Source organism: Candidatus Villigracilis sp., from assembly GCF_057083605.1.
This window is the reverse complement of the sequence record NZ_JBXMTI010000016.1, coordinates 89,113-102,510: the sequence shown is the minus strand read 5'-3', so window position 1 is coordinate 102,510 and position 13,398 is coordinate 89,113. Positions and strand designations below refer to the sequence as shown.

The following is a 13,398-nucleotide window of genomic DNA, read 5'->3' as shown; positions in this document are numbered from 1 at the left end:
TTCAGGGCTATTGCGCTTGTCCACTAATCCTCGCTAATCTGCACTAATCTTTTTCACAATTTGCGGAGATTGGCGAGGACATCGTGCCCGCAGGGTATTAGCGGATTATTTTTTGAGTAAGCGGGACAAAAGATCCGCTTCTTCACTGACCCTTAGCCTGCTCCTGCTTAGTGCATCTTATCCAACGCCTCAAACGCGCGCTGGATGTCTTCATCCGTGTTATAGCAATGGAAGGAAAGGCGCAAGTGTGGATGACCCTGCCGATCTGGATGTTTGGCGATAAATATATTTTCCTCTGCTTCGATCTTATTCAAATATGCGGTGGTCACTTCCTTATTAAACTTACTCTTGAAAGTGGCGATTGATGCGTGCTCGCCGGGCGTGGTGGTCAATTCGTATCCGCGTGCACGCGCCATCTCCAGTGCATGAGCGGCGAGGTTGGTTGTATGGCGGTCAATCGCCTCGCGAGTCAGCTCGTTGATTAAAGTAATACTTTCGATCACGCCTGCCATCCCAACAAAATTAGGCGTCCCGATCAGGAAGCGCCAGGCTCCGCTGGCCGGGGTCATGTCATATTTGAGATAGTAGGTCCAGTCTGCGGTTGATACTGCCCCAACCACGCGCGGGTTCAGCCTGGAACAGACTTCATTACGTACATACATGAAACCTGCGGTGGGCATGGCCATGATCGATTTGTGCCCGCCTGTGACCAATACATCGATGTTCATTTTCTGCACATCAATGGGGATATGCCCAACTGCCTGGATCGCATCCACCGCGAAGATTATGTTTCGTTCGCGGCAGAACTTGCCGATGCGGGCCAGGTCGGTGCGATGGCCTGAGAAGAACTGAACGGCGCTGGCTGCCACGAGACGAGTTCGCTCATCCACCACATCGCGCAAGGCTTCCAGCGTCAGACCGCCATTGACCGACGGAACCTGTATCACAGCTACACCATCGCGCTGCAAACTCATCCACGGATATACATTGGCGGTATGTTCGAGATCACAAAAGACAATATTATCGCCCGGCTTTGCATCCAAGGATTGGGCGATCAGGTTCAGCCCAACGGAACAACCCTCTACAAACACAATTTCCTGTGTAGATTCGGCGTTCAACAAATTTGCGATTGATGTTTGGAATGCGCCATAGAATTCCAGCGCAAAATCAGCGCTATGCCATTTGGTAGTCGCGATCTTCTCGTCCATCATCCATTTGATTTTGTTGATGGTTCGGACGGGTGTTGGTGCGGTTGCTGCATTATCCAGATTGGTCCGTTGGAGCATCGAGGGGAATTCTGTGTTGCGCAGGGCATCCAGATCATACATATAACCACGAGGAATGCCCGGTTGAATAATGGTCGGGTCAAGCCCGGCTGACCTGGGAACCAATGCCATAAAGGTATAACTGCCAATGATGAATTTTTGTTCAGGCTGGAGGGGAATCCTTCGGTTGGGTGGGATCGGCTTGCCATCGATCAACGTCCCATTCTTGGAATCCATATCCAACAGCCAGAGTCCATCCGGTGCCACCCTCAGACTTGCATGGAATCGGGAAACCTGTTGATCATTGAGATAAATATCGCACTCAGTTGCGCGGCCAATCAGGATGTCCTCCTTGGCAACGTGGAAATCCTTTGCAACGGAATCTTCATTAATGTACTGCAAAATGATATCAGCTTGAGTTGGCATATTTTTTGCTTCCACTAAAGGGTATCGCATAAATTACCACTAGTGCAATGAGCAATCCCCACAATGAGGAGATTGCTTACCCATTCGGGTACGATGTCGCCGCTAAGCCCAAAAGCGCGGCTCGCAACGACATCAGTTCCTTCATAATCGGTTAATCCATCCGGGCGGGCACGCCACAAGATCGGGACTAAGAGTAGGCTTGGGCAAATGGCTAATTGCAACCTCATCCGCAGCATAGAGCCAGCACGCCGCGGAGTGGATATTCTGCTTAGCAGGCGGCTTTGTCGGAATCGTAATTTGCAGCTAATTCGCGAAGTCCTGCTTCATCCATTCCTTTGATGGTATTCAGGACTTCGTCTGATACCATGAAGTTGTGTTTCTTCAATGTGGCTTCTGGGGAAGCGGCAAGTTCTGTAAGGAAAGCCGGATCACTCGTGATCTTCTGGACTAGAGAGTTTAGATCGTTCACAGGTACCTCCTAAAGGTAAGGTGGCGTGCCCGCCGAGAGAGACTAACATAACCAAAAAGTATGGGTGATAAAACTGTATCTTAATGAGGCCAGATCTGGGGGAAGTTTACGGTATTGATCAACTCACCATCTTTCACATTGACCTCATGAGTTTTATGAAGATCATGAGATTCCACGTAGCGGGCCTCCGCTGGAAGATAGCGATGGATGTACCCAACGCGGGGCAGGTTTGAAGTGTTGGGGTAGCTGCAATGAATGACGAGCGAATGGTGGAACGACACATCACCCGGTTCGAGCACCACTGGCTCGCGAGTCACTTTTTCCCTCTGCTCATTACTGATATCACGCTTTAAAAATAACTCCGGGTCTGTATCTTTCATTATATTGGACCCTAATCTATCGATCAACCCCCAGCGATGACTGCCCGGTATCATATACATACATCCGCTTTCTCGCGTGACGCTGCTGATCGCCATCCAGGCTGTGATGATGTTTGGTGTTGAGATGTGCTGCCAATAATCATAATCCTGATGGCAGGGGACAGCGCCGCCGATCTTGGCATCTTTGTAAAAGATTTGATCGTAAAGCAGCCGCACCTCAGGCGTATCCATTAATTGGGAAGCGGCTTCTCCCAACCTGGAGGTATGCAGGAAATCTGCAAATACCGGGTTGGTTTTCCATAAGCCTTGAAATTCAGTAACTTTTGTGCCGTCTGAGAATTTTACAGGTAACTTGCGGCGAATCCCCTCTTCCTGGCCGTTGACAATATTCATCAATGCAATTTTTAATGCATCCACACTTTTCTGATCGATTAATCCTCGAACGATCAGATAACCATTTTCCTGGAAGAAATCAACTTGTCCCTCTGAAAGAACTGCCATAAATACCTCTTTTCCAACAGGAACCCTGTCAAACCAAAAAATAAAAAAGAGATGTCAGTTATGAGGAGCAAAAAGGAAAGCACCCTGAGGGTGCAATAAAATAGCAAGCTGAATTATTGATATTATCTTAGCAAACTGGACGACTAAAGTCAAGATAGGCAAAATAGCACATTGGGGGGATGTTGACCGCAGCGAAAAATAATCCGCTAATACCCTGCGGGCACGATGTCTTCGCCAATACCCAAAGGGCACGATGTCTCCGCGAATTGTGAAGAAGATTAGTGTAATTAGCGAGGATTAGCGGATAAAAGCGAAAGTCTTATAAGTAAACCTATTACGCCTGGCCTGCCATCAACTCATCATATTTCCTGCGGACTTCACGAATATCATCCCACATCAAGGCTTTGGGAGAACCAACCTCGCGTGATGGATTCCTCAGGAGGTAGGATGGATGAAAGATCGGCATACACCAATGCCCCTCGACCAGAGTCCATTGTCCGCGCAGAGAAGTGATGCCCGTCTTTTTGAGGATCGATTGACAAGCTACATTTCCAGTCAAAAGGATCACAAGCGGGTTGATCATTCGAATGATCTCAAACACAAACGGACGGTAATAGTCGATCTCCTGGTCATTGGGTTTTCGAAATTCCTTGCCATCATCCCCCGGCGGCATACGAAATACAGAGTTAGTGATATACACATCCTTTTCAGGATCAAAGTTTCCCGCTTCAAGGATTTTATCAAGCAGTTTCCCCGCAGGCCCCACAAATGGTTTCCCTTGGATATTTTCCTGCGGCCCCGGCGCTTCACCGATGACCAGTAATTTTGCATTCGGGTTTCCGCGGCTGATCACAACCTTCGTGCCCGCCTTCGCCAGCGGATCGTCCTTCATGCCCCTGATTGCGTTGAGAACTTCATCGAGAGAAGTATATTGCTTTGATGTGCTGAACAAATCTGATTGAGACATGATCGGCTTCCTCGCAACAAAAAATAAGTTATCTTATGTACGACTTAATCCATATTGTAACGCCTATGCCAGCTGTGATGATAGGGAATTGAAGAAGCCCGATGCACCGCCCGCCAGGGCAGGTGTGCTCTTGCCCGACACCTGCGCCGCGCGCCAATGCGGTGGCAATCCCCCCCCCCCCATAATTTTGAGATTAGACCTCTTGCAAAAGTCACGTGTAGGTCAGGCTTGCAGCCTGACGCTCTTTTGAAGCATAAGTTTTGGCGGGTTACAAACCCGCCCTACAGATATTTATGCAAGTGCTTAATTGCTTCGCCGCCAAAGAGCAAAAGCGGCGGCTCGCAACACTTGCGCCGCATGCCAGTGCAGGTGTGACGGATACAGTGGAGAAATCTTAATCTAATAATAATAGTCTGTGGCAGTATTGTACATATAATGAATTGAAGGCTTAGCGGTAAATAAAGCGAAAGGATGGTCTCTTATGCGGCAGGATCAACTGGATCAGCAGGAAAAAGTCGCCCATCTTGCGCAGGACCTGAAGGGCTTGGCGGCTGAAGATGGACAGTATCGAAGCATTTTCAATGCTGCCAATGACGGGCTGATTGTCATTGATTTGGAAAAGGATCTCGTAGTTGATGCGAATCCCGCGGCCTGCAATATGCACGCTTACACACGTGAAGAATTCATCGGCCTCCATCTGACAGCATTCATTCACCCCGATAGCCAACTTGAATTTAATGAATACATCCAGGCATTTCAAGCGGGCGCTTTCGAAATACGGACCCAACACATACGCCGTGACGGTTCAATATTTTATGCAGAATGGCACGGGACAGTATTTGCATATCAAGGGCGGCCATGCTTGTTGGGTATCGTTCACGATGTCAGCCAACGCATCAGGACAGAACAGGATCTAAGCCAGCGCGTGGAAACTCTTGCGTATGAGCAAGCCACCTTATTGGATATCTCGTATACCCTGGCATCCACACTGAAACTCCAGCCGGGCCTGATCCTTGACCAATTGCGAAAAATCATTGAGTTTTCAAATGGCGCACTTTTCGGATTGCAGGATTCTACATTGGTCACACTGGCGATGTGCGGGGCACCACAACTGGAAAATTCCCAACCTATCCGTATTAGTTTGAATACCCCGGAAGAAACCCTGGCCATGCTTCTCAATGGACACCAGCCAATCCGCATAGCCGATATATGGAGCGACGATCCGCAGGCGCAATTTCTTCGCTCACTCTTTGACAATGAAGCTGCTGCATTACTCGAAGGAATGCAGTCGTGGATGTGGGCGCCGCTGGCCGTGAGAGGCCGCATCATCGGCGGCGTAGGCTTCACTCACAACACGAAAGACTACTTCACAACTCACCATGCCGAGCTGGCCCTTAGTGTAGCCAATAAGGCCGCGATCACCATGATCAATGCGGAATTATTTGGGCATGCACAGGCGATTGCGATATTAGAAGAACGCCAGCGTTTGGCGCGCAACCTGCATGATGCCGTCAATCAATCACTCTTTTCTGCGGGCCTGATTGCCGAAGTCCTGCCGCGTTTGTGGGAACAGGATCAGCAGGATGCAAGGCAGTCACTCGAAGACCTACGCCGCTTAACTCGTGGCGCACAGGCCGAGATGCGTGCCCTGCTGGCTGAACTACGGCCTTCAACGCTGACTGATTCAGATCTGGGTGACTTGTTAAACCTATTGGGAAATGCGCACTCAGGACGTACCAACCTCCCGGTTGCTGTTACTGTGAAAGGCGAGTTTATTCTCCCCTCTGAAGTGCAAATTGCCTTCTACCGTGTGTGTCAGGAGGCGCTTTATAACATCGCCAAACATGCCAAAGCCAGCCGGGTTGAGATAAACCTAAAGCAGGAAGGCAGCCTGGTCGAATTGCGCATCCGTGATGACGGCCAGGGCTTTGACCCTGCACAAAAATTCTCAGGCCACTACGGCTTGGGCATGATGCGCGAACGAGCTGAAGCCGCAGGAGCACTATTGTCGATCCAAAGCCAGCCTGGTGACGGCACTGAATTGACGATCCGCTGGATTGCTCCTTAATTCGCAGGTCATTTTTGGTAACCATCAGAACCGCCCGGAGAACCTTATGACAAACCCCTCATCCCACCCCATTCGTGTCATGGTTGTTGACGACCACATCATGGTCCGTCAGGGATTGGCTACATTTTTAAAAGTTTTTGATGACCTGCAACTGGTCGGTGAAGCCGGCAGCGGCGAAGATGCCATCCAACTCTGTGCTGAGATACTGCCGGACGTAATACTGATGGATATGGTTTTGCCGATGATAGATGGAGCTACAGCCACGCACACCATTTCGCAAAAACATCCACAGGTTCAGGTGATCGCGCTCACCAGTTTCAAAGAGGGAGACCTGGTCAAAAACGCGTTGGAAGCCGGCGCAATTGGCTATCTACTCAAAGATGTCACTGCGGATGAACTTGCGCGAGCCATCCGCGCCGCGCGCTCCGGCCGCCCCACTCTCTCGCCCGAAGCTGCCCAGGCTTTGGTCGAGACAAATAATAAACCACCCTCGGCTGGCAGCGGACTGACGCAGCGTGAGCGTGAAGTCCTAACCCTGATGATCGATGGATTGAACAATACCCAGATCGCCGCCAAATTGATCGTAAGTCAATCCACTGTCAAATCACACGTCAGTAATATTTTGTCCAAACTGGGTGTTGCCAGCCGCACCGAAGCCGTTGCCCTCGCGCTGCGCAATCACATTATTGCTTAACCCTCCAAGCCTCGCGACTCCACAAAGGCTAAAGCCGCCATCCTTTGCGTAGCATCCTGTGGACGGCGGAAGGAGCGATTTATATTTTTCAGATATTTCTCACGAATGATCCCCCAGGTGATGGAGAAGAAAACTACCCAGACGCAGGATGCGTCTGGGTAGTTTGTATCGTAGGATAAATATATGACTCGCGTATACGTAGCTGATTCCAAACCCGAAGAACTTTCTGCATTTCGCCTTGTGCTGCGAGATTTAAAAATGGATGTAGTTGGGCAGGCCGCTGATTGGCCCACCACCTTCGTACAACTGCCAGCCAGCCATGCAGATATGTTATTGGTGGAATGGGATTTGCTCCCCGACCCGCCTGCTTTGGATGCACTCCGAAAGGCTTGCGCGGGGACGCTGGTCATCATCCTCATCAGCCATCTGGATGCCCGTCAGCAAGCCGCACGCTCCGCCGGCGCCGATGCATTTATCAGCAAAGGCGAAACGCCTGAGCATGTGGCTGAACGCTTACGTGCAGTGGCCCAAAAAGTTCGCTTCGATAACATCGCACGGGCTGAATGAGAGTTTGGAAATCCGGCGCACCAATGCTGCCCCGAGCGCCGGCGTAAACAGGGACAGCTTTTAAATGATCTGGAGGATCCCATGAATAAAGACATATTGGAAGGCAAATGGAAACAAATGCGAGGCGAGGCCAGAGCCTGGTGGGGCAAACTCACTGACGATGACCTGGACCGCGCCGCTGGCAAGTTCGAAGTCCTTGTCGGCTTGCTTCAGGAAAAGTATGGCTATACCCGCCAGCGCGCCGCCGATGAGATCGACAAGCGCGTGACTGAGTATGAAGCCAATATGAAAAAGAAGACTGAACCTACCCCCACTCGATAAGTGGAGGTTACCAGTCCCCTCTTCCAAGAGGGGCATTGGTCATCAGCCAAAGATTGTTGACCGTGTAGTTGATATATCTAAAAAGGAGAAAAAAATGAACATCATCATATATCTCATTGCTGGAGCGATCGTAGGTTGGGTGGCCAGCATCATCATGCATACGGATTGGCAACAGGGCACCTTGCTCGACATCGTCGTAGGTATCGTTGGCTCAATCCTGGCAGGAGTCTTCATCACTCCTCTGCTGGGTATCGGAACCATCAATGATGCGATTACCTTCCCTACCATGCTGGTATCTATAGCCGGTGCCATGCTTTTGCTTTGGATCGTCCGCGCAGTCAACCGCGGATAACAACACTGGCGGCTGTGCCCGGCATTAGCTTCCGGTCAAGCGAACAGGCGAGGTGATCCGCTTACCTGGCGATTCACCCTACGCCATTATCATTCCGAGCGCAGCGAAGATTCTCCATGAAACTTCCTCAAAGCCTCTTCGCTGTCGCTTGGAGCGAGAGCGAGAATGCCTGAAAATGGCTATCCGTCAAAGGCTGATCATAATAATGAATCAAGCCGTGCTCAGAAAGAAAGAGAAGGTAAGAATGCCAAACGAAAATAGAGTATCAGAGGTTAGATCGTTACAAACCGAACCGGGTCGGGAGCAGCGTATATTCACTTTTAAGCTCACCCAACTGGTCTGGCTGTTGTTCGGAATCCTGGAGGTCCTGATTGCGCTCCGCATCCTGCTGAAACTGATTGCTGCCAATCCGGGTAGCCTGATCGTTGCGTTGATCTATGGGTTTACAGACTTGTTCCTGTTCCCCTTTGCAGGGATGACCGCAACACCGGCCGCCGGCGGTATGGTGCTGGAACTTTCCTCGTTGTTTGCAATGGTGATCTATGGCTTGATCGCATGGGCGATTGAAAGAACCGTTTGGGTCATCTTTTACCGCCCGCGCGGCCCGGTGGTCAGCGTTACCGAAACCAGGACCGACGAGCATCACACCAACCGATAAACCCAACGTATCCAATATCAGGATAATCCAACAATTACTCCTCCCACTCGAATGATAAGGAGAAACCATCATGATTAATGAGAATCAAAAACCCAAACACGACAAGAATGTTGCAGGTGTTTTATCTGGATTTCTAATTGGCGGCCTGGCGGGCGCTGTAACAGTGCTCTTGCTCGCGCCCCAATCTGGAAAAGAGACCAGAAGGCAAATCAAGGAAAAAGGCATGGAATTGCGTGACCGTACCACCGAAAAGGTGGAAGAAACCATGGCTCAAGTGCGCTCGAACATAGACAAAATCACGACTGGCGGGCGCGAGAAGATCAACGAATTAAAACAACAAGGCCAGGAACTGGCGGTTGAACAATTGGACCGTGTAGCCGAAGCCGCACAAGCTGGAAAAAAGGCAATCAAAGGTTCTTGAACCCGTTAAATGACATGCATCAACGCAGCAAAAAACTTGAAAGATCAAGGATTCCCCGCGATCTTTGTTGATGACTATTCAATTCAATATTAACCCAAAGGAGAAATAAAATGCGTGGTCTAAAATGGATTTTGCTCGGTATCTTTTTGGTCATCACCGGCCTGGGCCTTCTCGGCGTAGGCCTTGGTGGAGTATTAAGCCTCATTGCGGGTATCTGCGCGCTGATCGCGGGCATCCTGTTCATAATCAACCGATAGCCGCGAATCTTTAAAGCCTTTAAAGCCGCAGCAGAAAACTGCCATCCCAAAACCGATAGGGTGATACCAGAGTCATGCAAGAAGATATTTTCCTGCTTGCATTGTTCATGCTGGCATAACCCTGCGATGACTGCTCGGTTTCCTCAGTTGGTTAATGCTTAATATCCTGATCACCTGTTCATTGAAAACCCAGTCAATATAAAAAGGAGAAAACCCATGTTTCCAATCGGTGATGATAATACAATGCGCAGAACGACCCCACTGGTCACATATACGTTGATCGTTTTGAACGTATTGTTCTTCCTGGTAGAGCTGAACAGCGGCGAGGCTTTTATTGTCAAGTGGGCCTTCGTTCCAAGCCGCTTTCAGGCCGACCCTTCCGGTGAATTTCTGACCCTCTTCACTTCCATGTTCATGCATGCCGGGTGGCTGCATTTGGGAGGCAACATGCTTTACTTGTGGATCTTTGGTGATAATGTGGAAGACCGTTTCGGTCACCAAAAATTCATAGTCTTCTACCTACTCTGCGGGCTTGCGGCAACTTTTGCACAATTCGCATTTAGTCTCGGGTCGAGCATTCCCAATTTAGGGGCATCAGGCGCGATAGCCGGAGTGCTCGGTGCTTACATCGTGATGTTTCCACAGGGAAGGGTGCGCGTGCTACAAGGTCAACGAGTTATCCAAATGCCTGCATTAATGGTCATCGGGCTTTGGATCGTTCTGCAGTTATTCAGCGGCCTCGGTTCGATCACCACAGCCGGAGATACAGGTGGCGTGGCTTACATGGCGCATATCGGTGGCTTTGTCGCAGGCTTGGTGCTGACCTCTGTGTTTAGAGGAAGCAGCGGAATGCGGCTGACAGGTTAAGCGTTGCCATGGATCAGTCATGGATTCCAGAAACTATGATGAACACTATAAGTTGGCACTGCGCTTCTGATTGCATCTCCCCCAAACGGCGGAGATCAACACTCCCCAGCCGGTGGATGTGGCCGGGGAGTGTTGATTGTAGGATTAAGTTGCAAGACCAAGTCACTCAAAAAAGGAGAAAATCATGCTTACCTGGATCATCATAATTTTGCTCATCTTGTGGCTGCTCGGTTATTTTGGCCCGGTTCCGTTCCGGCGCTCGGGCAATGCCATCCATACCTTGCTTGTGATCGTGCTCATTCTTATCATTCTGAGATTATTGGGATTGATCTAAACCCCTGAGTATAAAAACTCTTCTTATTTGTAACCTTGACGGCGAAATGAACTTTCGCGAGAACTTTAGAAAAGGAGATTCCAATGTTAAAACGTATCTTTTTGTTTGCGCTCGTCCTCTCCACCATGGCCCTGGTTGCCTTGGTGCCAATGAATGTGAGCCCTGCTTCTGAAAACACGGCGAAATTACAGGTAACCCTGCCGGTTGTGACTGTTGCAGTGGTAACTTCCACACCTTCAAGCACCATCCCTGTTACCGGCGGCCCGCCGATTTCAACGATCATGATTGTTGGATTGCTGGTCATACTTACCATTGCAGTCATAGTCGGTGGAATGGCCTTGATGAACAATCGTAGTCAATGAACAAACAGCAAACCCAAAAATAATTGGATCAACGCTGTAGTGAAAGTAAGAATCGGCCAGATAGAGGCCGATTCTTCATACTGATATAAAAAAGGACATTCAATTTTGAATACTGTGTTGTAGCTCTATCGCCTGTTTCATCAATAAGTAAATGTTTCAATTGAAACTGCGAATAATAGTACAACCTTAGTTTAGTAAATTTTGCGATACTGTGCAAAGCTGTGTTCGTGATAAGCCCAAAATTTTAAGATCATGGCTTTGAAGGAGAATCCTATGAAAAAGTGTAATGAGATCATGACGAAAGACCCGGTTTGCTGCCTGCCAACTGACATGGTCATAACCGCGGCAAAATTGATGCAAAGCGAGAATATCGGTTCGATACCTGTGATCGAAAACGAGCAGACCAAAAGGCTGGTCGGTATCGTGACTGATCGCGATATAACTTTAAAGGCCGTAGCCGAAAAGCTGGATGCCAAATCCACAAAAGTGGAGGTTGTGATGACGCGTGATGTAGTGACCTGCCACGCTGAGGATAATGTGCAAAAGGCGTTGGATGCGATGGCCGAGCATCAACTGCGGCGTATCCCCATTGTGGATAGCGATAACAAGATCCTTGGGATCATTGCCCAGGCAGATGTGGCAACCCGCGTTAATCAACCTGAAGAAACTGCCGAAGTGGTGAAGGAAATTTCGCGACCCAATGGGAAGTAAATAGTCTCACTCATAGTCAAGATAGTTATTAATTCACCTTACGCACTTAGCCGTGATTCCCTGAGCGGAGCGACACATGCACCGCGTTGCGGATGCAGTGCGGTGAGGGTCTCTACTCCCGAATCAGAGATTCTTCGCTTCGCTCAGAATGACACTGCGTAAGGTGAGTTAATGGAATATAAAGGCTGGTTTAATTTTCGCGTATAAGCTTTGCTCGCGGGAATAACATTCTATGAATAAACATGAAAAACATCATCGTACTCTTTTGCAGGGTATTGCATCCAGGGCAATGATCGAACGAGGCTTGCTCCCTGATTTTTCCGCTGAAGCACTCGCCGAGCTTGGGAAGCTCCACACACCTCAAGCCATAAAGGATGAGCCCGCCGAGAGTTTCCCGGGTATTCGTGACATGCGAAATCTTTTGTGGGCATCCATCGATAACGATGACTCGCGTGATCTCGATCAGTTGACCGTTGCCGATGCTATGCCTGACGGCAAAGCCAGGATCAAAATCGCCATCGCAGATGTGGACGCGTTCGTTAAAGAAGGCTCCGCCATCGATGAACATGCCCGTCACAATACCACCTCGGTGTATACCGCTGCCAGAATATTTCCCATGATTCCTGAAAAACTTTCAACAGACCTTACCTCGCTGAATTTTGATCAGGAACGTCTGGCCCTGGTGGTTGAAATAACAGTTGACGCGGATGGAACTATTCTCGATTCAGAAATTTACAGGGCATATGTCCGCAATCATGCCAAGCTCGCCTATAACAGTATTGCGGCCTGGTTGGATGGGAATGGAGCCATGCCTGAAGCTCTCGCCTCTGTCAACGAACTGGATGAAAACCTGCGCGTTCAGGATCAAGCCGCTCAAAGTATGAAGAGACTTCGCCATGTTCACGGAGCCCTTCGTCTGGAAACGATTGAGGCCAAACCGGTTTTCAAGAATAATGATGAAATTCGCGATCTTGAAAGAGAAGAAAAAAACCGTGCCAAGCAGATCATTGAAGATTTCATGATCGCTGCGAACGGCGTGACCGCCCGCTATCTTTCGGCAGTCAAATTCCCATCCCTTCGGCGGGTGGTCCGCGTTCCAAAAAGATGGGATCGTATTGTCGAAATCGCCCGCGAACATAAGTTTCAACTCCCGGAAATCCCGGATGCAAAAGCTTTGGATGAGTTTCTGGTCAGGGAAAAGGCTGCAGACCCGCTTCGATTCCCCGACCTGTCGTTGGCTGTCATCAAGCTTTTGGGTTCTGGCGAATACATAGCTGAACTACCGGAAGGAAATGAGTCCGGGCATTTTGGCCTTGCGGTCAAAGACTATTCTCACTCAACCGCTCCGAATCGCCGCTATCCCGATCTGATCACCCAGCGTTTACTGAAAGCCGCCCTGGAAGGCAAGCCAGCTCCCTACAGCAAAGAAGAACTGGACCTCCTTGCGGCTCATTGCACAAAAGCCGAAGACGCAGCTAACAAAGTGGAACGACAGGTTGAAAAATCTGCTGCTGCGCTCTTGCTTGAATCCAGGATCGGAGAACAGTTTGATTCGATTGTCACGGGCGCTTCCCCAAAAGGGACCTGGGTCCGCCTGCTCACCATTCCCATTGAGGGTAAGCTGGTAAATGGATTCGAGGGATTGGATGTGGGGGAGCGCGTCCGCGTGCAGTTGATCGATACAAACGTGGAGCGGGGATTTATCGATTTCAAAAGAGTTAGTCGTCTCGCTGATAATAAGAATCTCTGAAATTTCCATACGGCGGCATTTATTTGCG

Annotated in this window: 17 protein-coding genes; 13 read left to right on the top strand and 4 right to left on the bottom strand. The window is 49.5% G+C overall.

Annotated elements, in window-relative coordinates; genetic code table 11:
* Positions 1-167 precede the first annotated feature (167 nt).
* The 4 genes from AC14M5_RS03450 to AC14M5_RS03435 form a co-directional block, all read right to left on the bottom strand.
* Entirely contained in the window at positions 168-1,691 is a 1,524-nt protein-coding gene (locus tag AC14M5_RS03450) for an aminotransferase class V-fold PLP-dependent enzyme (RefSeq protein ID WP_484028235.1), read from the bottom strand.
* 268 nt (positions 1,692-1,959) lie between these two features.
* The gene (locus AC14M5_RS03445) at positions 1,960-2,160 is read right to left on the bottom strand and encodes an Os1348 family NHLP clan protein (RefSeq protein ID WP_484028234.1); all 201 of its coding nucleotides are present in this window, start codon (positions 2,158-2,160) and stop codon (positions 1,960-1,962) included.
* Positions 2,161-2,240: 80 nt separating this feature from the next.
* A complete protein-coding gene (locus AC14M5_RS03440; RefSeq protein ID WP_484028233.1) occupies positions 2,241-3,041 on the bottom strand; it encodes a phytanoyl-CoA dioxygenase family protein in 801 nt (266 codons plus the stop codon).
* 334 nt (positions 3,042-3,375) lie between these two features.
* Complete coding sequence (locus AC14M5_RS03435) at positions 3,376-4,008, bottom strand: uracil-DNA glycosylase (protein WP_484028232.1); 633 nt, start codon at positions 4,006-4,008, stop codon at positions 3,376-3,378.
* A 481-nt stretch (positions 4,009-4,489) separates the two neighbouring features.
* Here AC14M5_RS03435 and AC14M5_RS03430 point away from each other — a divergent pair, with 481 nt between their 5' ends.
* From AC14M5_RS03430 to AC14M5_RS03370, 13 genes are all read left to right on the top strand, one after another.
* Positions 4,490-6,076 carry a PAS domain S-box protein gene (locus tag AC14M5_RS03430; protein WP_484028231.1) on the top strand — a complete coding sequence of 529 codons (1,587 nt, stop codon included), beginning with the start codon at positions 4,490-4,492 and terminating at the stop codon, positions 6,074-6,076.
* A 46-nt stretch (positions 6,077-6,122) separates the two neighbouring features.
* On the top strand, positions 6,123-6,770 hold the full coding sequence (locus AC14M5_RS03425) for a response regulator (RefSeq protein WP_484028230.1): 648 nt from the start codon (positions 6,123-6,125) through the stop codon (positions 6,768-6,770).
* A gap of 183 nt (positions 6,771-6,953) precedes the next feature.
* A complete protein-coding gene (locus AC14M5_RS03420) occupies positions 6,954-7,337 on the top strand; it encodes a response regulator (protein WP_484028229.1) in 384 nt (127 codons plus the stop codon).
* Positions 7,338-7,418: 81 nt separating this feature from the next.
* Positions 7,419-7,658: a CsbD family protein gene (locus AC14M5_RS03415; RefSeq protein WP_484028228.1), complete on the top strand. Its 240-nt coding sequence runs from the start codon at positions 7,419-7,421 to the stop codon at positions 7,656-7,658.
* Positions 7,659-7,752: 94 nt separating this feature from the next.
* Entirely contained in the window at positions 7,753-8,010 is a 258-nt protein-coding gene (locus AC14M5_RS03410; protein ID WP_484028227.1) for a GlsB/YeaQ/YmgE family stress response membrane protein, read from the top strand.
* A 244-nt stretch (positions 8,011-8,254) separates the two neighbouring features.
* On the top strand, positions 8,255-8,668 hold the full coding sequence (locus tag AC14M5_RS03405; protein WP_484028226.1) for a hypothetical protein: 414 nt from the start codon (positions 8,255-8,257) through the stop codon (positions 8,666-8,668).
* 70 nt (positions 8,669-8,738) lie between these two features.
* The gene (locus AC14M5_RS03400; RefSeq protein ID WP_484028225.1) at positions 8,739-9,089 is read left to right on the top strand and encodes a YtxH domain-containing protein; all 351 of its coding nucleotides are present in this window, start codon (positions 8,739-8,741) and stop codon (positions 9,087-9,089) included.
* Between the two features lie 110 nt (positions 9,090-9,199).
* Positions 9,200-9,346 carry a hypothetical protein gene (locus tag AC14M5_RS03395; protein ID WP_484028224.1) on the top strand — a complete coding sequence of 49 codons (147 nt, stop codon included), beginning with the start codon at positions 9,200-9,202 and terminating at the stop codon, positions 9,344-9,346.
* A gap of 216 nt (positions 9,347-9,562) precedes the next feature.
* Entirely contained in the window at positions 9,563-10,213 is a 651-nt protein-coding gene (locus AC14M5_RS03390) for a rhomboid family intramembrane serine protease (RefSeq protein ID WP_484028223.1), read from the top strand.
* 184 nt (positions 10,214-10,397) lie between these two features.
* A complete protein-coding gene (locus AC14M5_RS03385) occupies positions 10,398-10,547 on the top strand; it encodes a lmo0937 family membrane protein (protein WP_484028222.1) in 150 nt (49 codons plus the stop codon).
* Between the two features lie 83 nt (positions 10,548-10,630).
* The gene (locus AC14M5_RS03380; protein WP_484028221.1) at positions 10,631-10,909 is read left to right on the top strand and encodes a hypothetical protein; all 279 of its coding nucleotides are present in this window, start codon (positions 10,631-10,633) and stop codon (positions 10,907-10,909) included.
* Between the two features lie 273 nt (positions 10,910-11,182).
* Positions 11,183-11,620, top strand: a complete 438-nt coding sequence (locus AC14M5_RS03375) for a CBS domain-containing protein (RefSeq protein ID WP_484028220.1) — start codon at positions 11,183-11,185, stop codon at positions 11,618-11,620.
* Between the two features lie 232 nt (positions 11,621-11,852).
* Positions 11,853-13,370: an RNB domain-containing ribonuclease gene (locus AC14M5_RS03370; RefSeq protein WP_484028219.1), complete on the top strand. Its 1,518-nt coding sequence runs from the start codon at positions 11,853-11,855 to the stop codon at positions 13,368-13,370.
* Positions 13,371-13,398 lie beyond the last annotated feature (28 nt).